General features: G+C 40.9%; 18 protein-coding genes. 9 read left to right on the top strand and 9 right to left on the bottom strand.

Annotated features, from left to right (window positions below):
• Window positions 1–56 precede the first annotated feature (56 nt).
• Entirely contained in the window at window positions 57–2732 is a 2676-nt protein-coding gene (locus RMX69_RS02165) for a DEAD/DEAH box helicase (RefSeq protein WP_289795104.1), read from the top strand.
• A gap of 386 nt (window positions 2733–3118) precedes the next feature.
• On the opposite strand, the gene RMX69_RS02160 is transcribed toward RMX69_RS02165, so the two are convergent.
• Entirely contained in the window at window positions 3119–3493 is a 375-nt protein-coding gene (locus RMX69_RS02160) for a hypothetical protein (RefSeq protein WP_289795103.1), read from the bottom strand.
• Window positions 3494–4069: 576 nt separating this feature from the next.
• Here RMX69_RS02160 and RMX69_RS02155 point away from each other — a divergent pair.
• Together RMX69_RS02155 and RMX69_RS02150 are read left to right on the top strand one after the other, a co-directional pair.
• Window positions 4070–6064: a heavy metal translocating P-type ATPase gene (locus tag RMX69_RS02155; protein ID WP_322636378.1), complete on the top strand. Its 1995-nt coding sequence runs from the start codon at window positions 4070–4072 to the stop codon at window positions 6062–6064.
• A 95-nt stretch (window positions 6065–6159) separates the two neighbouring features.
• On the top strand, window positions 6160–6837 hold the full coding sequence (locus RMX69_RS02150) for a hypothetical protein (protein ID WP_322636377.1): 678 nt from the start codon (window positions 6160–6162) through the stop codon (window positions 6835–6837).
• A 336-nt stretch (window positions 6838–7173) separates the two neighbouring features.
• Here the strand turns inward: RMX69_RS02150 and RMX69_RS02145 are convergent, their stop codons facing one another.
• From RMX69_RS02145 to RMX69_RS02135, 3 genes are read right to left on the bottom strand one after another with little or no spacing between them, the layout of a single operon-like run.
• The gene (locus RMX69_RS02145) at window positions 7174–7680 is read right to left on the bottom strand and encodes a hypothetical protein (protein ID WP_322636376.1); all 507 of its coding nucleotides are present in this window, start codon (window positions 7678–7680) and stop codon (window positions 7174–7176) included.
• The gene (locus RMX69_RS02140; protein WP_322636375.1) at window positions 7680–8369 is read right to left on the bottom strand and encodes a HEAT repeat domain-containing protein; all 690 of its coding nucleotides are present in this window, start codon (window positions 8367–8369) and stop codon (window positions 7680–7682) included. Before RMX69_RS02140 ends, RMX69_RS02145 begins: the two co-directional genes overlap by 1 nt.
• Complete coding sequence (locus tag RMX69_RS02135) at window positions 8366–9148, bottom strand: hypothetical protein (RefSeq protein ID WP_322636374.1); 783 nt, start codon at window positions 9146–9148, stop codon at window positions 8366–8368. The genes RMX69_RS02140 and RMX69_RS02135 overlap by 4 nt, the downstream gene beginning before the upstream one ends.
• A gap of 220 nt (window positions 9149–9368) precedes the next feature.
• Here RMX69_RS02135 and RMX69_RS02130 point away from each other — a divergent pair, with 220 nt between their 5' ends.
• Entirely contained in the window at window positions 9369–9617 is a 249-nt protein-coding gene (locus RMX69_RS02130) for a hypothetical protein (protein ID WP_322636372.1), read from the top strand.
• 428 nt (window positions 9618–10045) lie between these two features.
• Here the strand turns inward: RMX69_RS02130 and RMX69_RS02125 are convergent, their stop codons facing one another.
• Window positions 10046–11134, bottom strand: coding sequence for an aromatic ring-hydroxylating dioxygenase subunit alpha (locus RMX69_RS02125; protein ID WP_322636371.1), 1089 nt, complete (start codon window positions 11132–11134; stop codon window positions 10046–10048).
• A gap of 343 nt (window positions 11135–11477) precedes the next feature.
• On the opposite strand from RMX69_RS02125, the gene RMX69_RS02120 reads away from it, so the two are divergent.
• A complete protein-coding gene (locus RMX69_RS02120; protein WP_322636370.1) occupies window positions 11478–11903 on the top strand; it encodes a heavy metal-responsive transcriptional regulator in 426 nt (141 codons plus the stop codon).
• A 6-nt stretch (window positions 11904–11909) separates the two neighbouring features.
• On the opposite strand, the gene RMX69_RS02115 is transcribed toward RMX69_RS02120, so the two are convergent.
• Genes RMX69_RS02115 through RMX69_RS02105 form a run of 3 tightly spaced genes read right to left on the bottom strand, consistent with a single transcriptional unit; the run spans window position 11910 to window position 14734 of the window.
• On the bottom strand, window positions 11910–12137 hold the full coding sequence (locus RMX69_RS02115; protein WP_322636368.1) for a hypothetical protein: 228 nt from the start codon (window positions 12135–12137) through the stop codon (window positions 11910–11912).
• 19 nt (window positions 12138–12156) lie between these two features.
• Window positions 12157–14496, bottom strand: coding sequence for a heavy metal translocating P-type ATPase (locus tag RMX69_RS02110; protein WP_322636366.1), 2340 nt, complete (start codon window positions 14494–14496; stop codon window positions 12157–12159).
• A gap of 43 nt (window positions 14497–14539) precedes the next feature.
• Window positions 14540–14734, bottom strand: coding sequence for a heavy-metal-associated domain-containing protein (locus RMX69_RS02105; RefSeq protein ID WP_190912624.1), 195 nt, complete (start codon window positions 14732–14734; stop codon window positions 14540–14542).
• A 419-nt stretch (window positions 14735–15153) separates the two neighbouring features.
• Between RMX69_RS02105 and RMX69_RS02100 the strand changes: the two genes are divergently transcribed.
• Window positions 15154–16593, top strand: coding sequence for an RtcB family protein (locus tag RMX69_RS02100; protein ID WP_289795090.1), 1440 nt, complete (start codon window positions 15154–15156; stop codon window positions 16591–16593).
• 1378 nt (window positions 16594–17971) lie between these two features.
• Here RMX69_RS02100 and RMX69_RS02095 read toward each other — a convergent pair.
• On the bottom strand, window positions 17972–18304 hold the full coding sequence (locus RMX69_RS02095) for a hypothetical protein (RefSeq protein ID WP_289795088.1): 333 nt from the start codon (window positions 18302–18304) through the stop codon (window positions 17972–17974).
• Window positions 18305–18798: 494 nt separating this feature from the next.
• Here RMX69_RS02095 and RMX69_RS02090 point away from each other — a divergent pair, with 494 nt between their 5' ends.
• From RMX69_RS02090 to RMX69_RS02080, 3 genes are all read left to right on the top strand, one after another.
• The gene (locus RMX69_RS02090; protein ID WP_322636365.1) at window positions 18799–19158 is read left to right on the top strand and encodes a Rieske 2Fe-2S domain-containing protein; all 360 of its coding nucleotides are present in this window, start codon (window positions 18799–18801) and stop codon (window positions 19156–19158) included.
• A gap of 137 nt (window positions 19159–19295) precedes the next feature.
• Window positions 19296–20081, top strand: coding sequence for an HAD family hydrolase (locus RMX69_RS02085; RefSeq protein WP_289795086.1), 786 nt, complete (start codon window positions 19296–19298; stop codon window positions 20079–20081).
• Between the two features lie 305 nt (window positions 20082–20386).
• Window positions 20387–21565: a DNA double-strand break repair nuclease NurA gene (locus RMX69_RS02080; protein WP_289795085.1), complete on the top strand. Its 1179-nt coding sequence runs from the start codon at window positions 20387–20389 to the stop codon at window positions 21563–21565.
• Window positions 21566–21817: the final 252 nt, after the last annotated feature.

Here is a 21817-nt window from a genome sequence, read left to right as displayed (position 1 = left end):
GAAGTTGACAAAAGACTCGTTAGTATAGTAAACAATCTGGTTGCAAATGTGATTGAGTGAATTATCCTGCACCGTCTCCAGAACTTGACTTAGGGACTATATTTCCCTTTGATCTGGATCAGTTTCAAAAAGAAGCGATCGCGTCCCTAAACGCTGGACGCTCCGTAGTCGTATGTGCCCCCACAGGTTCGGGCAAAACATTAGTCGGGGAATACGCCATTTATCGTGCCCTATCACGAGGGAAGCGTGTATTTTATACTACTCCCCTGAAGGCGCTGTCTAATCAAAAATTACGTGACTTTCGAGAAAAATTCGGGTTTGATCAAGTCGGGCTATTAACTGGAGATGCTTCCATTCACAGGGATGCACCGATTTTGGTGATGACCACAGAAATTTTCCGAAATATGCTCTATGGTACACCCATCGGGCAAATCGGCATCTCATTGGTAGACGTTGAAGCAGTGATACTTGATGAGTGCCACTACATGAACGATCGCCAGCGCGGTACAGTTTGGGAAGAATCAATCATCTATTGTCCCCGTGAAGTCCAACTGGCAGCCCTCTCAGCAACGGTTGCCAACAGCGATCAACTCACCGATTGGCTAAATCGCGTTCACGGCCCAACAGACCTGATTTACTCCGATTTTCGCCCAGTCCCCTTAGAATTTCACTTTTGCAATCCTAAAGGTTTATTCCCCCTGCTGAATGATAGCAAAACCAAAATTAACCCCCGGCTTCAGAAAAAAAAGGGGAAGGGGGGAGAAAGGGATAGGGGGAGAAATGGCAGACCGGAAGCTCCCGGTATAATTTATACCTTGAGCCAGTTAGAACAACGGGATATGCTACCAGCAATTTACTTTATTTTCAGCCGCCGGGGATGTGATAAAGCGGTGGCAGAAGTGGGTGACTTATGGCTGGTAAATAATGAAGAGTCTCAGATTTTGCGGCAACAGATTGATGACTTTTTAGCCCGCAATCCTGAAGCAGGGCGTTCTGGACAAATTGCACCCCTGTATCGAGGAATTGCTGCTCACCACGCGGGGATTTTACCTGCTTGGAAAGCACTGGTAGAAGAACTATTTCAGCAAGGGCTGATTAAAGTAGTATTCGCCACTGAGACACTAGCAGCGGGAATTAATATGCCCGCTCGAACAACGGTAATTTCTACCCTTTCCAAGCGTACCGACACCGGACACCGCCTGTTGAACGCTTCCGAATTCTTGCAAATGGCGGGACGAGCAGGCCGGCGGGGGATGGATAAACAAGGTCATGTGGTGACAGTCCAAACTCCCTTTGAAGGAGCCAAAGAAGCGGCGTATTTGGGAACATCCAAGCCAGACCCTCTAGTAAGTCAGTTTACGCCCAGTTACGGCATGGTACTCAACTTGTTGCAAACCCATACCCTAGAGCAAACCAGGGAACTGATAGAGCGCAGTTTTGGGCAGTATATGGCGACCTTGCATTTACGGCCAGAATACGATGAGATTGCCGAATTGCAAACCCAATTAGCTCAACTTCATGAGCAAATCGCCGCAGTTAATGAAAATGAACTGGCTGTTTATGAGAAATTGCGGCAACGCCTGAAGGTGGAACGCCAGATATTGAAAACCTTGCAAGAGCAAGCACAGGACGACAGACAAGAAGAATTGGGGATGATGTTGGGCTTTGCAGTGTCAGGAACTCTATTGAGTCTCAAGGGCAAAAATATCACAGTGTCTTCACCCGTAACCGCAGTTTTAGTGGGAAAATCGCCGGGTTCTGGTCAAGCTCCTTACTTGGTATGCTTGGGGCACGATAACCGCTGGTATGTAGCAACTACAGGGGATGTAGTCGATTTGTATGCCGAACTGCCGCGAATTGAGGTGCCACCTAATGTACTGCCACCGCCAGAGATGCCTTTGAAGCCAGGACAGTCACGCCGTGGTAACGAAGAAAGCTTTGCGATCGCTGTGCGTATTCCCAATCCGATAGAATCTTTGCATCTAGCACCAGAAGTAGCGGAACAACTCAGTCACGTTACCGCTATTCAAGAGCAATTAGAAGCTCATCCCCTACATCAATCAGGCAATGCCGCAACGCTTTTCAAGCGTCGAGCCCGCTATGTAGAACTAGAAGCCGAACTCGAACAGTTGCAAGGGCAAGTAGAGCAACAGTCACAACGTCATTGGGAAGAATTTCTCAATTTAATCGCCATTCTGCAACATTTTGACGCTTTGGATAACTTAGTCCCCACAGTATTAGGGCGAATCGCTGCCGCCATTCGAGGGGAAAATGAATTGTGGCTGGGTTTAGTATTCGCTAGTGGTGAATTGGACAATTTAGATCCGCATCATTTAGCAGCAGCAGCAGCGGCTTTGGTGATGGAAACGCCCCGTCCAGATAGCAAAGTTAATTTTGACCTTAGTAATGAAGTGGCAGAAGCCTTGAAAAAATTGCGGGGAATTCGCCACCAAATGTTCCAACGACAACGGCGGTATAACGTAGCCCTGCCGATATGGTTGGAATTTGAGTTAATTGCCATAGTCGAACAATGGGCACTGGGAATGGAGTGGACTGAACTCTGCGAGAACACTACCTTGGATGAAGGCGATGTAGTGAGAATTTTACGCAGAACTCTGGATTTATTGTCGCAGATACCCCACATTCCCCATTTGCCAGACTCTTTCTTGCGCAATGCCTATCGGGCGATGCAGTTGATTGATAGATTCCCTGTAAATGAGGTGGTTGAATAGTCTTTTTCTCTCAGCACTTACACAAAAGACGCTGTAGGGGCAACTAATAGATCGTTGGTGTCAACTTAAGCCGAAAACTATATCGGACAGGCGTTTTGCAAATCCCTTACGCCCTCATCCCCTAACCCCTTCTCCCAAGGGAGAAGGGGAATTGAATGTCTACCTCCCCTCTCACGGATGGGAGAGGGGCTGGGGGTGAGGGCAAAACTTTGACACCTATGTTCATGGGTTGCCCCTACAAATCGCCGCAATAATCAATTTACATTTGGCCAAATAATAGTAGTGGTAGGTAGTTAAAAATGCTTTTTTGGTTTCGTATATCTTTTATAGGTGATTAATCACGTGTATCTAACAAAAGTTATAGTCGCTATCAGCGCTATTCAACCTTAGTACACCAAGTTTCCAGTACCGCGCAACTGACGCAAAGAATTTACACACAATGGACAGTCGCAACCAAAGACCTTAATTGCAGCATCGCTTTCCTCTTCAGTAAAGTTCAACATGGCAACATTCTGATCTGATACTGATGTGGCAATAGTTGAGGAACGTGTAGAGGTATAAGGTTGCTTTCTCTCTGAATCTCGAATGCACACAAAATCTTTTCCACCATGTGGGTTCGTGATACAGGTACGACCATCTTGTGTGTGCATTAATCGCTGAGTCATACTAGCATGGGCAGGGTTAAATGCCACCAGCGTAGACATCATCGACACAAAAATTGAGGAAGTGGAAAGCAAATTCAGAAGAATTTTTTTGTTCATAGATTTCCTTGAGAAAATTGTCTACTAGATTAGGGTATTCGATTAACTTTCAAACTTCAAGTAAATTTTCCCTGAGAATAGCTAGATAGACACTTGTTACCCAAGAAAGTTCCATCTCTTCACCAGTTGGATCGGAAATTATTTACTACATCATAATTCAACAATTAAATAGGCTTGATATCTAGCTTTTAGATGGAACGTTATGTAATTCAGCAAATTTCAATCTGCTGTATATTCCCAAGACGGTTGTGATTTGCTTGATGTAAGTATAAGAGCTTAATTTAGATTAAACCTCGTAATTAGCAGATCTAACCCTTTAAATTCTTATACAGAGCGATAAATCGCTCACTACGAACAAAAGTTATATTTTAGATTTTTCTATCCAATTGAGAACTGTTACCGCTAATTTTACCAGATTACAAATCTTCATTTTAACCAAAAAATAGCGTATATATTTAGCAATATATTTGAGATAGATTCTCGTTCTTAAAATCTCAACTTGTAAAAACTTCTTTTTTTCATTACATTTAAAAAAAGGCTCATATCTCAATTAATTTACTAGCCTACATAGAAAAAATGAAGCAGAAAGTACATTCGGAATCTTCAGATTGTTGTAGCTGTGAACATGACCATCACGAGAATCATAACCATGTTCATAATCACAATCATGATGAGAATCATAACCATGACCACAATCACGAACACGGTGGAGAATTCAATCTGAAAAATGAGATATTGCTTTTGGTAGCAATTTTAAGTTTATATGCACCTGGTGTAATTTTTGAAAATCAATTACACAATACATTCTACTCAATAGGTGAATATCTGCTTTTCATTCCTGCTTATTTATTAAGTGGATGGAGTGTTTTAAAAACTGCTGGGCGCAATATAGTCAGAGGTAGAATATTTGATGAAACGTTTTTAATGACAGTAGCAACATTAGGGGCGATCGCAATTCATAAATTACCTGAAGCTGTCGGGGTAATGTTATTTTATAAAATTGGAGAATTGTTTCAAGATATTGCCGTCAGTCGTTCCCGTAATTCGATCAAATCATTATTGGAAATCCGCCCAGACTATGCAAATATCCAAATAGAAGGAGAACTGAAGAAAGTATCACCAGAAACAGTAAACATTGGAGATATTATCGTTGTCAAGCCTGGAGAAAAGATTCCTTTAGATGGCGAAATTATAGATGGTAATTCGCAAGTTGACACATCTGCATTAACTGGAGAATCTGTACCGCGAACGGTAAGAATTGGAGAAACAGTTTTTGCTGGGACGATTAATAAAATAGGTGTACTCATCATTAGAGTCACAAAACTATTTGATGAATCTTCTATTGCCAAGATTTTAGACTTGGTGCAAAATGCCAAAAGTAAAAAAGCAGCAACAGAAAAGTTTATTACTAAATTTGCCCAATATTATACACCAATCGTAGTTTTTACATCGCTAGCAGTTGCAATATTGCCTCCTTTATTCATTTCGGGTGCAACTTCTTCCGAATGGGTTTATCGGGCCCTGATTTTACTAGTTATCTCCTGTCCGTGTGGACTCGTTATCAGTATTCCATTAGGTTACTTTGGAGGTGTGGGAGGTGCAGCTAGACGTGGAATTTTGGTTAAAGGCTCTACTTTTTTAGATACTTTAAATGCAGTTAATACAGTTGTTTTTGATAAAACCGGGACGTTAACAAAAGGGGTATTCAAAGTAGTAGAAATAGTACCATTAAATGGCTGGAATGAACAAGAACTGTTGCTATTAGCTGCCAAAGTAGAATCACAATCTAATCATCCCATCGCTCAATCTATCTGCAAGGCTTATGGTGGAAAAATTGATGAATTTGAGATTGGAGATTATGAAGAAATAGCAGGTTATGGAATTAGAGCCAAAATTGAAAATAGGATAGTGATAGCGGGAAGCGATCGCCTATTACATAGAGAGAAGATTTCTCACGATAATTGCCAGTTAGAAGGAACAGTTATTCACCTAGCAGTGGATAATATTTACGCTGGCTATATTGTCATTGCTGATGAACTCAAAGAAGATGCAAGACTTGCTATTCAAGCACTCAAGCGCATGGGTGTAGAGAGAACAGTAATGTTGACAGGAGATAATCAAGCGATCGCTTCCCGCATTGCTCAACAGATCGGCATAGATACCTACGAAGCAGAGTTATTACCTGAAGAAAAAGTTAATGCTATTGAGAAGTTACTTAGCACCGTCGGTAAGCATGGTAAAGTTGCCTTTGTTGGGGATGGAATTAATGATGCCCCAGTGATTGCTAGAGCAGATGTTGGTATGGCAATGGGTGGATTAGGCTCAGATGCAGCGATAGAAACTGCCGATATTGTAATTGTCACAGATGCACCATCTAAAGTTGCAGAAGCAATCCAAATCGCCAGAAAAACAAGGCAAATTGTTTGGCAAAATATTGGGTTCGCGTTAGCAATTAAAGGTGTATTTATTGGATTGGGTATTTTCGGGATAGCGACAATGTGGGAAGCTGTCTTTGCTGATGTCGGAGTAGCAATGCTAGCAATTTTAAACGCAACTAGAGCCATGAAATAAAGTTATTAGAAAATCGGGAATCTTTAATTGGTAATTTGTAGTAGTTAAAATATGAGAACTTTTCACTCATATTCTGCTACCCAATAGTAAAACCCATGAATTCATCAATCAAAGGCATTGCTACAGCTACTTTAGCTTTCCTGCTAAACTATTCAGCAAACCCAGCCTTTGCACTACCCCAGAAAATCAATCACCCAATTACTGTTGCTAAATCGCAACCCTTAAAAGATACCTTAATTGTTCCTGGGGAAAGGGTAGGGCCGATAACACGCACAACCACCAAGCAGGATTTAGTCAGACTGTTTGGTGTATCCCATCTCGTTGATAAAACTATCTCTGGTGCTGAAGGAATAGGTAGTTTTGCAGCTACTCAGGTAAATCTAAATCAGGGGCGATCGCTGCTAGTGGTTTGGAGTGATAATACTCGTACCAAACCCCTAGATGTGCGTAACCTGGGTTCAGCTTGGAAAACCCGCGAAGGTATTGGAGTGGGAACCCCATTGAGCGAGTTACGTAAAAAATTAGGTAATTTTAAACTTTATGGATTGGGTTGGGATTACGGCGGCACGATTTTGTTAGATAGTAGTAAATTATCCCGTTATCAAGGCAAAATCATTTTCCGAGTAGACGCTGCTCCCAATGCTTCTGAAAAGTTTCCCAATGACTACCAAGCAGTGTCTGGGGATGGTACTTTTTCCTCCAGCAATCGCCACTGGAAACCTTTAGGAATTAGGCTAGCAGAAATTATCGTTGTATTGAATCCGAGTGAGTAATATCATGTCCGCCTAATTAGTTATAATTCCCGCATCTGTGCAAAAGCCTCTTTCCCCCTGCTCCCTGCCCCCAGCAAGAACTACGGTCTAAATGAGAAGTCTTTAACCGGACACGATATAATAGTATGTTAAACATCAGTTTGCTTGCTAGACCATAGAGTAACTATGAAGACAACATTCTTATGCTGAGTCTTTGAGGTTAGTAAATTACTGACAGAAGAAATTACATAAGTGACATCTCTTGTCGCAATGATGTTTCAGCTATTGAAACCAAACACAGTAAACCAGATTGCTAAATCAATAAAGTTGGTTCTAGGTAAGCAAAGCTCAATTAGACTAAATAAGTTTATCAATTTTTTCTTTATCTTTCGGATTTAAGGAGATTTTAGCTTTGTTTATGTACCCTTTCTGAATGCTGTCTGCTAAAAAATTAGTAACCTCTCGGACTAAAAAACGCTTTACTTCACCTTTATCTAGCACCTGTTTAGCCAAATCTACCAATCTAAAAGCAGAAAGTTCTATAAGGTCAAGATGGCAATTATTAACTGTTTCATCAAGGGTTTCACCTTTTGTCTGCTCACTTTTAATTCTAATATCTTTGAGAATTGTTTCCTGAAATAAAACATAGTCAAAGTTTGCAATTCTATCGCAATTTGCTGCGAGGGCTGCTACTACACGCTCTAAATTTGAGCAATTATCCTCAACACGATAAACAGATAATTTATTTCCTGTTGTAGCTAAGTCACCTAAAGGATCAGATTGAAACTCTCCCGGTAATAACCAAGCAATAGTTTCAGTTTTATACCATTTATTTTTACGCACCTTTCTCAGTAAAAATGACACTAACTCTCCCTTTTAAGTTGTGTTAATACTTGTTTCATATCTTCCCGAAGTTCCATAACTTTTTCTTGTTCTATAGCTTGCTCAAGATAAGTAATAGCATGAGGATCGTTTAAATATGACAACCCCAAAATAGCTCCATCTCGCACTCTCGAAGATGGGCAGTTAAGACTCCGTTCTAAAAGCCATAGCCGAAACTTATAAGACTCAGGGTGGTTAATTTCACCTAGCCACCGTAAAGCTTCAGATGCGACTTCAGGACTAATTTTTTCATAGACAATAAAACAAGTGATGGCTTCTATCGCATCATTTCCATACTTTTGGACGCAAGAAACCAAACCTCTTGAAAAATTACTTTCACACCCGTCCTCAAAATACTCTTCTTTGCCAGTTATGAATAAAGTCTCAAGTTCTAAATAGATAATTTCTGAGCAACGATTATTTAAGTCATGCTGAGTAGAATTTTCTGAAGGCTTTAGATGGATAAGCGTATTTTGCTCTATGTTAGGATCTTTAGTCTCTCCTGTTGCTTTTTGACTAAAAGTAACTTGTTTTGCTTTACTAGTTAAATTAACAACAGATTTTGTTGAAGAAATAACTATATTTGCTGGCTTTTTACTATCTGAGGAAGTAGCTATGATTATATCTGTTGAATTATCGTAAGCTGTCAAAGTGTTACTATCATAATTCATAAAATATCTCCTTTTAGAGCAATTTCTTTTGCATATTCAACCAATTGAGCAAACATTTCTGGTAGCTTATCTTTAGATAGTTCACCAGAAAAATCTATACTAGTGTTGATATCTAGCTCCAGACGAATAGCAACATTGAATGGAGGCGAGGAATAAGTATAACTCCCTACGTTTGTAAATTGAAATGCAGTGAAGGTCATTACACTCCAAGTAGAAAGGCGATTAATTTTTAAATCAGAGATATCATAATCAACATTTCTAGGGCGATTGATTCGGTAATTAAAATCTTGTGCATTTTTAAGGTCAAGTTTATTCAATGGGAAATAGGCAGGGAGAGACTGGTACGCTTGTTCTACATTCTCAAAAGGAAGTAATAGGTTTGCACCAAAAGCTATCCTTTGCAGATTGGGGCTTACATTGAGCCAGCGATTCATCAATTCTGCAAAAGAGTTTACTGATTCTGAGAACGAGCCAACAGATGGCAACTCAAAACTAGTTGGAACGACCTCTACAGTCAGTAACCAATCAATTCGGGAAGGCTGAACAGCAAGAATTAGTCTCCCTTGTGTATTCCTGTCTCCAAATAAACCTTCATCCTGCTGTACTCCTGTTCTTGGCTGAGAACTTCTAACTTCTGGAGGAGATCCGCAAATCTCTTCCCACCAGTTTTGTTGGGGAATGGGAGATCCTGGACTAAGGAACGCTGTCATCCTTAGACTTTCGGTTTTCCATTTTGTAAGGTCAAAACGATCAGCGATGTTTGCTTCAGGCATATACACATTAAACACTCAAGGCTTTAGCATTCACAAGCGCCTACACTTTTTTATAGTCACTAACTCTAATGTACCTTGCTGTAAAAGCTGAGTAAATAAATTCATTAAATATAACGCCTGCTGGCGTGATCGCTAGGGAATTAGGTTACTCTGGCAATCATCGCCACACAACTTGTGGTCGCCCTCACCATAAAGATTTGTATTAGGATCGCTTAGGTGATTGGAAGTGCCAAAAAGAGCATCAGTGCCGCAGCACCAGTTTGTAAATAAAGTGTTGGATTTGGGCGATAATTTTCCTCTTCAGGCAGAATTTGATATCCGCAGTGAAAAGTTAAAGCAAATGAAGAAAGCTGTAGCTATTGAGGCTGGTACGGCAGTCAAGTTTCAATTAGAACAGCAGCTTCTTGATGAAGAGACAAAACTGGCACATCTTAACGAGGAACTAGAGAAACTTGAGTCTGCATTACAATCATGAAACTTATGTAAATATACAGTTATTTAGTACATAAAAATCAGGATTTACTCACCTATAAACAAGGAAAATAGAGATTTTCAGTTAATTGGTGTTTGTTTATACTATTTCATTTTTTTGTAGTCGTTATACTCATAACTTAGGTTCTACCTGGGAATTAGGAAGTGGCTTTGCCACTTCTTTTTATTTATCTATTAGTCCAGTAAAAAATCGATTAAAAGTTAAAAGTTCAACAAAGTTACTTTTAACTTTTATTAATTGTTATACTATTTCACAAAATATCTGCTAGACATTCATTGGTAGAGGCGTACATCTATACGCCCCTACAAACGATTCATGTGTTGCAAAGATTGTTGGACAATAGTTATGATATCGTGTGCGTTTAATTGAGCCAAACAGTCTGAGAGAATTTTGGTCATATAGACATGATGTTAGTCGTTACTCATTGTATCTTGCCATCTCTCACGCCTGGGCTTGCTCTCCACATCGCGCGATCGCATTTCTTTCCAAGTCCCCCAAATTAGGGATTGCTGTTTTTCAACATGGTTAATAAACTGCATAATTGAGTGATCTGCTTTAATGGGAGTTTTCAAATCAAACTGAATTGTTTGAAGAATCTTGATGTCACCCATGAGAAAGTACTTAGCTGTAATCTTAGTCAGCCATAGCACAACTCGATTACATAGCCAACCAAAAATTCCTTTACGTTTTTTAGTCATCAACAGAACTTGGCCTTCAGTTTTTCCCCCTTCCTGGAGGCGAACTGCAACCATCATGTGGATATGAAAGAAATCAGGGCCAATTGTCACAATGCCAATGCTACCATACCAATAGCAAATACTGTAAGTTATGACATTTTTGTAGAAAAGACGGATGAGCTTAATCAAAAAGAAATTATCTTTGATGGGTGTAGTATTACTGAAGATAATCGCATTTTCGTTTAGTTCGTCTCTTTCAAAAATAATTTCTAGTGGCAATTTGTGAACTGTATTGAGGTGTTGAGCATCAATTGCATTAATCATCACCACATTGGGGTGACAGTTCAGCAAGAAGTGAGAATGGATAGCGACATCACACTCTTTTTGTTCCAACTCTGGAACAAAAGGTAGAGGTTGTTGTGGTATTTCTCCAGTCCAAACCCAAATCATCCCATATTTTTCAGCAGTAGGCCAAGTTTGTAATTTTAGGGAAGGTGGTATATCTAAACATGGGATATCAATACACATCCCCTCAGCATCAAACTTCCAGTGGTGGAAAAAACAACGTAGTGCATTACCCTCAACTTTCCCTTCAGCAAGGTGAGCGCCCATGTGTGGACAGTAGGCATCTAAAGTAACTACTCTTTTGTCTTTACCACGGTAAATTACTAATTCTCTACCCAAAATCGTGACAGGTTTTACTTCACCCACCCGCAGATTTTGAGAAGGTATTACCCAATACCATCCCTCAATAAAACGCTCTGGATTATTGAAAATTTTAGGTTTACGGATTGAGCTAGAAGTCTGCGAGTTGAGATTCATTTTATGGTTTCACTTGAAGTGAAGCAGTTGATCTAGAAGTAACATGGGAACTTCAAAAAAACAGTTACTTTCAGTACCATGAGAAACAGCTAACCCATAAATGAATAAAAATCATCAGTAGAATCTTGAACAAATATTATTAAAAATGTCAAAACTAGGCCGATTTAATATCAGCTAAATCACAAATATCCATTTATAATAGATAATTGAAAAATTATAACTTAGTAAAATCTCTAATTAGATAAAAAGTTCCAATACTGATGATAATATTTGCCTAAACTCTCCAACCGCTTGAATTTAGCAAAATATGTAATAATAATTACAAGAGTTGGGAAAATCTACCATGTTAACTCAAGATAAAAAACTGCTTTTAATTGGTCAGGTAACAGATTTAACTGGAATACCCATCAGGACAATTCGTTATTACGAGAGTTTAGGTTTAATCAATTCATTAAAACGAACAGAGGGAGGCTTTCGCCAGTTTTCATTGGATGTGCTGACTCGTCTAGCATTCATTAAAAGGGCACAAAATCTTGGTCTTAGCCTAGAAGAGATTGGAAATATTCTTCAAGTTTATGACCAAGGGCAAACTCCTTGTGGTGAAATCAAAGAAAAACTTGAAGATAAAGTCTTGCAGATTGATCGCCAAATCGATCAGCTGTTAACTTTGCGCTCTGAAATCAAGGGATTACTTTCAGGCTGGAAGAATATCAGCGACCATCATGAGGAGACAATTTGTCCGATTATTCAAAACACCTCTCAGGACTGACACTAATCAGGAATCAGAACTTTTATAGAGAAGAAACCACCACAACTCTAGTCCAATTAAAGCTAAACCTGCGATCGCAACCCCAACTTTCAAGCTTAAAGGTTGCTCTATGTGCTGAAATTGGCTGGTTTGTTCTGACGAGTGGGCTGGCATTTCTGCGAATGTTACACCTGATGTTCCAGTGAGCAGCACTAAAGCTATCAGGCTTCCCCAAAGCGTTTTTTGACTGAACATTTCCTAAATTACCCTGCAATTATGAGCTAATTTTTGGTTGAAAGTTACGCAATCTGAGGGCATTGCTAACAACAGACAGCGAAGAAAGAGCCATCGCCGCCCCAGCGATAATTGGATTGAGTAACCAACCAAAGATGGGGAACAAAATTCCTGCCGCAATGGGAATACCAATGACGTTGTAAATAAAGGCAAAGAAGAGATTTTGCTTAATATTGTTGATGGTAGCGCGACTAAGTTGAATAGCCGTGACAATTCCTTGCAAATCTCCAGAAATTAGGGTGATATCGCTAGCTGCGATCGCTACATCTGTTCCCGTACCAATAGCAATTCCCACATCAGCCTGGGCTAGGGCTGGCGCATCATTTATGCCATCACCTACCATTGCGACAATTGAGTGCTGAGTTTTGAGTGAGAATTTATCAGAATTCTTTCCCCTTACTCCTCTGCTCCTCTGCTCCCCTGCCCCTCTGCCCCTCTGCTCCCCTTGCAATGATTGGATAATCGCCGCCTTCTGATCTGGACGCACTTCGGCAAAGATTCGCTCAATGCCAACTTGCAGAGCGATCGCATCAGCAGTTTTACGATTATCTCCAGTGAGCATTACTACTTCTAAACCTAACTTCTGTAAGGCTTTCACCACTGCTGCTGACGAAGGTTTTAGGGCATCAGCAATACCCATTATTCCTTGTAGTTCGCCATCTACAGCAATCAAAATAACCGTTTTACCAGCCGCTTCCCAGGCATCTTTATACTGCTGGAGAGTGATGGTGTTAATTCCAAGTTCTGTTAACCAGCGTTGTGTACCAATTTGCACAAGCTGATTTGCAACAACTGCTTGCACGCCACTACCTGCATTAGCTACGAAATCCTTTGCATCTATTAAACTCACTTCTTGGGACTGTGCATATTTCACCACAGCTTCAGCTAAAGGATGCTCAGAATTGCGTTCTACCGTTGCTGCTAACTGTAAAAGCTGGATTTCATTACCATTAGCTGTGCCGTTAACAGTTACAAAATCTGTAACCGTAGGTTTACCCTGAGTCAAAGTGCCAGTTTTATCTAGAACGATAGTTTGAATTTTGTGTGCTAGTTCTAAACTGTCTGCACCCTTAATCAAGATGCCATTTTCCGCACCTTTGCCCGTCCCCACCATTACAGAAGTGGGAGTAGCTAAACCCAAAGCACAAGGACAAGCGATAATCAGTACACCCACCGTTGTCATTGTTGCTAGGGTGAGGTTGCCCGTGAAATTAAACCAAATGACGAAAGTGGCGATCGCAACAGCAATCACAGCTGGTACAAACCATCCTGTCACTTGATCTGCCAAGCGCTGAATGGGTGCTTTAGAACCTTGCGCTTGTTGCACTAATTTGACAATTTGAGCCAAAAATGTATCATTTCCGATTCGTGTCACCCGAAACTGAAATGCACCCGCACCGTTAATCGTCGCCCCAATCACCTCATCTCCTGGCTGCTTTTTAACTGGCAAACTTTCACCAGTCACCATCGCTTCATCTACTGTCGAAGCACCTGCAATCACTTCGCCATCTAGGGGAATCTTTTCACCGGGACGCACCAAAATCACGTCGTTGATTTTGACTTCAGCGATGGGAACATCAATTTCCACACCATCACGGATAACTCTGGCATCTTTGGCTTGCAGTCCGATGAGTTTGCGGATAGCTTCAGAAGTTTGTCCCCTAGCGCGATTTTCTAACAACCGCCCCAGTAAAATTAAGGTAATCACAATGGCGGCAACTTCATAATAAATATGAGGTATCAAGCCTTGAGCAATAAAAAATTTTGGGAAAACAGTGACAAACAAAGAATATAGATATGCTGCACTTGTACCCAAAGCAATCAGCGTGTCCATCGTCGCCGTATGGCGTTTGAGCGATTTCCAGCCATTGCGGTAAAAAGATCCACCACACCAGAACACGACAGGGGTTGTCAGCACTAACTGCACCCAAGAATTTTGCAAGAAACTGGGAATCAAGGGTAAATTTAGCCCAGTCATCATCGGCAACGACCCCAAAAGTAGGAAAATGCTGATTACACCCCCCACCAATACCTTGAGGGAGAGTTGGCGTTGTAATGCTTGCCGACTTGCTTTTTCTGCATCATCTTCTTCGGAGAGCAATTCTTCTTGGAGTGAGTTAGAAGAGTATCCCGCAGCTGCGATCGCACTTTGGATTTTCTCTAAACTTGCTAGAGAGCGATCGTACTTGATGGTAGCTTGTTCTGCTCCAAAGTTAACGTTACAGTCAATTACCCCAGGAACAGAGCGAATTGCCTTTTCGATGTTGCTGGCGCAAGCAGCGCAACTCATGCCTCGAAGTTTGAGCGTGAGAGTATCCATAACTAGATGAACCCCTGTGATTGATGTGGGAGGATCTTAAAGATTAAGCAACTGGATAGCCAGCAGCAGCCAACGCTTCCTTAATTGCTGTTTCTGATGCTTGAGTTTCTACACTGACAAGCTTGGTTGTTGGATCGGCCTGAACGCTAGCATTGGCATCGACTGCTTGAAGGGCTTTGGTGATGGTGTTTGCACAAACCGAACAAGCCATGTTGGGAACTGTGAGTTGGAGAGTCATAGATTTACGGGATAAAATGAACAACTTAGCCAGATCGAGCTGGATGACTGAGACGTATCCCTCACACATCAGAAATAACTGGAAAGAGAGTCGTCTTAAATTCATCCTAGACTCTCTAGCCGGCTGGAGAGTCTAGAGATTTTTAAAAGTTTTTCGCTAAACTTTAAATTTCTTTACAACTTTGGTTCTATCGAGTAACCATTGCCTATCAAAAATACAACGTACTACAAAACACTTGTCATTTGATGAAACTGTGTGTTATTAAGGCTATATAACCACATTAGTCAGAATTAACCTGTTGTTTTCCCCACAGTTCTGGAAAAATGACCTTCTGCACTAATTGAGACGCGGCTGCTGAACCAAGTCTCCTCCTCTCTTCACAACAAAGGGTCTTCTTTAAGACCTTATTTGGAGTTTTCATGCAGCCAAAAAATCTCAAACGTCTCCTGCGTGCTTTAGAGCGCCAAGGTTTAGATGTAACTTATAACAATCGCACTTATTCAGTTCGTTTAGTTAATTCTCCTGATGCCCCTGTAGCAGAAGTGTTGCTGCCAGAAGACTTCCCCGTAGAAGCTAAGGCATTGAAGCAGTTAGCAAATTTAGCAAGCGTCTGTCACCCGTCAGGTGGATGCGTTTGTCGTGCCTGTGCTACGCCTGACTTTCACCCAGGTGATGCGGGTGTTGCCATTGGTTCAATCGTAGAAACAGTAGGTCAAGTTATCCCTGGCGCTGTCGGTTCTGACATCAATTGTGGGATGCGCCTGCATATTGTTGATTTGACAATCGAGGAATTTCTGGCAAAGCGCGACCAGTTCGTAGAACGGATGAAGGGGGATTACTTCTTCGGTACGCGTGATGTAACTATGACTGCTCGTACAATGCAAGCTTTGTTTCAGTACGGAGTTCCCGGTTGGCTGGATGCCATGCTAAATAAGCCTACAGGGAGTATAGTCAAGTCCGATTTGCAACAACTTGCCCAAGAGAGCTATCGCATTTTCTTAGATGGTTCAATGGATGGTGACTGGAAACTAGCGCCTGAAGAATTAGTTCCCGATGCTGGACTAGTGCGCGATGGCGGACTGGCAACCATTGGCGGCGGTAATCATTTTGTCGAAGTGCAACGGGTTGATAAAGTCAAAAATCGCACACTTGCCCACGCCTGGGGAGTGCGCGAGGGACAGCTAGCTTTTATGATTCACTCTGGTTCTCGAAACGTGGGTAAATATATTGGGGGAATTTGGCGAGATAAAGCTAAGGCGACTTGGCAAAAAGGTCTGAAATATCCCGATTCTCAGATTTTTCCTCTCTCTACTTCTTCTCACCCCGAACTAGTCGCCAGTTACCTGCAAGCTGAAGCCACTGCTGCTAACTATGCCTTTGTCAATCGCCTGTTGTTAGCAGAACTGCTACGTCTGCGTTTGCGGGAAGTATACAAAGATGTCGAAGCACCTTTAGTTTATGACTTGCCCCATAACATCACCTTACCAGAAGGTCAGGGATGGGTAACACGCAAGGGCGCTTGTCCTGCCCATACAGGACAAGCAGTGATTATCCCAGGTTCAATGGGTGCTTATTCTTATCTGATGGTGGGTAAAGGAAATCCAGCATTTTGTAACTCGGCGTCACATGGGGCGGGAAGAATTCGTTCTCGGTTCGACCTCAGTCGCAGAGGTGCATCTCAAAGTGAGACAGAACTGGGATTAACTGGAGTAGACTGCATTACCCTGCGTGAAGAACGCCGAATTGAGGAAGCACCTGCTGCCTACAAACCGATTCAGTCTGTGATTGATGTGCAGGTTGAGGCAGAAATGGTAGACGTTGTAGCGCGATTGAGTCCAGTGTTGACGTTTAAGGCGTAGATGGCCAAATAAAAAGCCCCTGGCGTTGACCAGGGGTTATCCATCTTTATTCCCTCATCTAGAATGGCATCTGTGAAGCGATAGTAAACCCGTATTAATGCAATAAATGCATATTAATGATGATTATTTTGCAATCGGCTAGTTTAGATAGGAATTTACTCAGTTTCATAGATGAGAGCGATGTCTACGACGAGCTACGCCTAAGCTTTTTTCTCTTCACTCGATCAAAAAAAGGTTTAGGCTGCTAGTCTGTTTTGTCAAATTAAGCAATTGTTCTAATTGTTTGTATGTATAGCTTCTGAGTGCAATCTCCATTTAAAACATGGGATTGTGTTCATTATCCCAACACTTGCGATCGCTCCAATTTCTGCCAGTATCTTCGCATTCAGATGCATTATCTATCCAAGGAATCGATGTAGAGTGGTACGAGTTTCCAATGGCAGCAAATAAGCTAGCACTGAATAAGGGTAATAATAAGGATAAAATTATTAATGTACAAATTGGTAGAGTGATTAAATATCCAGTGAGCAGTATAATGTTGCTATGAGTCAAAATAAATGTACCTATTTTCTTGTTTTTTTGACGAGTTTTTAAGCTGGTTCTTGAATTCGAGAAATGCATAATGCAACCCTATTAATACCAGTTTATATAACAATCAAATTTGATTTCTAAAAGCCAAGCTAACTAAGAGCAAGCCCGATTGGGTTTTGCTCTCAGTCTGTTTAGCAAAAATCAAATATGAGTCTTATATAAGTATGGATTTTTACGTAAGAACATTATTCAGGCTATACACTCTGATGTCAAAGCTATAAGTGATGACTTCTTAGAACTTTTAATATCTGGGCGTAAAAAAATGTTTTACGTGAAAATATCTTGAAGTTTTGGCACTCGCTTTTGTGTAAATACTGACAAACTTCACTCACAGCCTTCTTTCGCAGATCCAGCAAAAATACTGATATATTGCTGGATATTTATATATAGCAGTTTTCAAGTTGGTGAGGTACACAAGCTAAGTCTATTATCCAGACAGAATGTTTTACTTCTGAAGTCTGCTGTATCTGTATCTGATACCAAAATTTGGTGTAATCCTGGCAGAATAGAAGTAGCACTAATTCTTTTTTATGCCTAGAGACGATAAATCCGAAACTTCACAAAAGAGTGCATCTGCGATCGTTGGTTATGAAGATTTTTAACTGAACTCAAAATCAAAACACGAATTTCTAGCGCTCAGTTACGGGCCGCAGTTGCAGTCAATAAAGAATTACTGTTACTCTACTGTCAGAAGAAAATATCTTCAATCTGCTGTCAGCGCGAGACGCAAAGAAGCAGAGAGTATTTGATAACTTCTCTGTATCCCTGCGTCTTCCATAAACTACTACTACCAAATTCGATTTCCATTTTCATCAAGTCGTGCCTGCCGAATTACGTCAGAGATTTCTTCAGCATCTTTAACGTGATGGAGTGCCTTCTTTTCGCCGTTGGGTTCATCCACAACAAAGTAAGTCGGTACTGTGATTCTATCGCCTGTAATGTCTGGTACATCATCAACCGCTGCCTGTTTAGCCTTCTCTTCAATTGATTGAGGCTTATCAGAAATTCTATCTCCTGGATTCGCGGTTAGGTTTCTTTCGTTCACATCTGGCTTTTCACGAGAATCCCGATCTTCGCTTACTGGTTGATTAATTTGGTTTTCTTGATTTTTATCACTCATGGCACTTTCAGTTATTAAAATATATTGCTTGACTAACAACAGCTTAAAAAATCAAAAGCATAAAGAGTTCTTTCCCTGGAGAGAGTTTGAGAATATATTTTGAAGAGATTTTGTGAGGAACATATCTTAGGTTATAGCCTAGCTCTGAGGTTTATAAATAACCTCATACTCCAGAAATAAATAATAATTAAAAATTAAAGTTCAGGAACAGTTCTTAAAAAATCCAATTTTATGAAAATCAATCCACAGTAAACATAAATGTACATTAATACTAATGCGATCGCGCCGTAGTATATTAGTAGACCTTTCTTGGTAAATCGAATCATCATGGAAGATTCTTCTAGTAATGGCATATATGCTAGGTACTACAGTTGCATCAGTAGCTATTGGATATCTTTTTCCCAAAGTCAGCCAAAGTCGTGAGATAGACCTAGAAAGCCAATGCTTCGCTTTATCCAAAGAATTCACGCTGTCAAAATTATCTTCCAGGGTCGGTGGCACTGGCTGAAGACGGCAAGCAAATTGAAGCTAATGCACTATTAGCAACCGCAAAGCCAGGAATTCCGATTCTCGTGAAAGGCTTGCCAGATCGTAGCGTTGATTATCTGATTATTCAAGACGGGCCACAAATTGCTGAGTACGCTATCAGTCCAATCTGCACCCATTTAGGATGTACAGTCGAGTGGGATCTTGAGAAAAATCACTTTATTTGCCCTTGTCATGGATCTCAATACGATTCTCAAGGTCGAGTTGTTCATGGCCCAGCTAAACGCTTATTACCACTAATCACCGTAGTAGTCAAGCAAAACCAAATTCGTTTAGTCGATCGCAAACCTGCTGTAGATCCTCGTTAACCTAGCATTAACAAATCAAATTTACAATGCCACCATACTTTTTCAGCAAATTTATGAATTATAAAAGACTAACAAAAATTACTGCATGATTTAAATTTGTCAGGTAAGCTGACAACAGCAGTTTCATTCTCAAACCAATGACCACAAGTAGTCCCAAAATTTTAGCTCTGGACTTTGATGGAGTGATTTGCGACGGATTAATTGAATATTTTGAGGTAGCATGGCGTACCTACTGTGAAATTTGGTCTTCTGCTAACGATACACCCCCAGATGATTTAGCTTTGAGATTCTATCGACTAAGACCTGTTATTGAAACAGGTTGGGAAATGCCCATTTTAATTAAAGCCTTGATAGATGGAATTCCTGACGAAAAGATTCTGCATGAATGGGTAAGCATTGCCCCAAAAATTTTGTTAAATGATAAGCTCCAAGCAAGAGAAATTGCTGCGAAACTAGATAACCAGCGAGATGAATGGATTACCACTGATTTAAGTGGTTGGCTGAGTCTGCATAGATTTTATCCGGCTGTAATAGAAAAAATAAAATTAACTATTGACAGTGGAGTTAAACTATACATTGTGACAACTAAAGAAGGGCGTTTTGTAGAGCAGTTGTTGCAACAAGAAGGAGTGAATTTACCACCGGAAGCAATCTTTGGGAAAGAAGTCAAGCGTCCTAAATATGAAATTTTGCGAGACTTAATTCAGTCAGCAGGAGACAAGTCAGTTAGTCTCTGGTTTGTAGAAGATAGACTCAAAACATTACAGTTAGTCCAACAGCAAGCAGACCTTGAAGATGTGAAACTTTTTCTTGCGGACTGGGGCTATAATACCCAAGCAGAAAGGGAATCGGCTCAAAACGATCCGCGAATTCAGTTGTTATCACTTTCACAGTTTGCCAAAGATTTCTCAGCTTGGCTTTAATATATTAAATATCTAGTGAAAAAGAGACGTAGTAGTGCTACGTCTCTACAAGGATTCTGAATAACGCATATTTAATTTGTAGACGTATATATGTAAATCAAACTATGTGTTTTATAAATTTAGGTGAAATAATAACTCATATCATATCCGCCAAATTATCCATAATAATAAAAGAACCCCACCCCCAACCCCTCCCCGCCTGCGGAGAGGGGAGCTAAAGCGCAGCTTTGGCGGGGTGGGGTTCCGGGTATTATGTTTAATTGCCCAGACATGATATCACAAGTATTCACTCCTCACTTACTTTTATGCTTGACCTAACAAAACTGGCGCGACAAATGCAGGGTTTAAGCCAGCATCTTACCTTAGAAGCTGCTGCCAGTCGTCAGCGTTTAGAATTGGCGCAACAACATTTAAAAAATGCTTACGAGTGTCAACAAGATTTAATCGATCGCCAGGAAAAATGGCGCGATCGCATTCTCTTTGCTAATGCTACCCCAATTGAACCACTAGAAACTTGCATTGATATCCCAGTTCCCCCAAAAGTCCATACTGTCATCGCTACCGATGGTTCTCAAATTGCCCCCAACCATCACGAAATTGCTTACTGTTATCTCCTAAATATTGGCAGAGTCGTCCTACACTATGGACAAAATCGCCATCCGCTACTCGATAGTTTACCAGAGGTATTTTATCGCCCAGAAGATTTATATATGTCTCGGCAGTGGGGAATTAGAACTGAGGAATGGATGAGTTTTCGCCGCACTGCTTCAGAAGCAACGGTGTTAGCAGAACTGGCGTGTGATGCAGCACAAGCGGAAATGCCAGCACTAGCAATGGTAGATGGTTCGCTAATTTACTGGTTTTTAGAACAATTGCCGATGGATGCACGCGATCGCATTTTACCCCCCATCTTAGAAGCTTGGCAGCAGATGCGTGATGCTCGAATTCCTTTAATGGGCTATCTTAGCGCCTCTCGCAGCATCGAAACAATGAACTTTTTACGGTTATTAGCTTGTCCCCATCCAGCGCCAGACTGTAAAAGTCATTGCCCAAATCAGCTAGAAAAAGTACCTTGTAAAATTTTTGAACAGTTGCGAGATACTTCTGTTTGGGCAACTCGACTCAAACCAGGACAACGCAGTACTCTGTGGCGCAGCAATTCTCCCATTCTCGAACTTTATGGCGATCAGACAATTTACTTTTGCTACGTCCACGTTGGCACTGAAATCGCCCGAATCGAAGTTCCGGCATGGGTAGCGGAGAATGCAACCATGTTAGACCAAGCACTGGGACTGATGTTAGCACAAGTGCAAAAAGGGTATGGTTATCCTGTAGCGATCGCTGAAGCCCATAACCAAGCAGTAGTAAAAGGTGGCGATCGGGCGCGTTTCTTTGCTCTTCTCGAACAACAAATGATTAAAGCTGGTTTGAAAAACGTGGGAACTTCCTACAAAGAAGCCAGAAAGCGCGGGAGTATTGCTTAAAATAATTTGTAATAACGCTCCTGCGTCGCTAACGCTACGCTAAAGTAATTCGTAATTGAATTCTTAGCTACTTAAGGACAATTACAGATAAAAATTCTGATTAATTCACTTTACGTAACACTTCTTATCTTAAATTTAAAATATAAATGTTTACTTTACAGCTTTTTAGGGAAACCTTTACTTAGTAGAGAACTAAGTCAACAGCTAGCTAGCTTACTCAGTAAAAACTAGTAGATACTTATTGGCTTTAGG

The organism is Nostoc sp. EspVER01 (assembly GCF_034530635.1).
Classification (GTDB): Bacteria; Cyanobacteriota; Cyanobacteriia; order Cyanobacteriales; family Nostocaceae; genus Nostoc.
The sequence above is the reverse complement of the archived record's forward strand: the minus strand, read 5'-3'. Positions and strand labels throughout refer to the sequence as shown.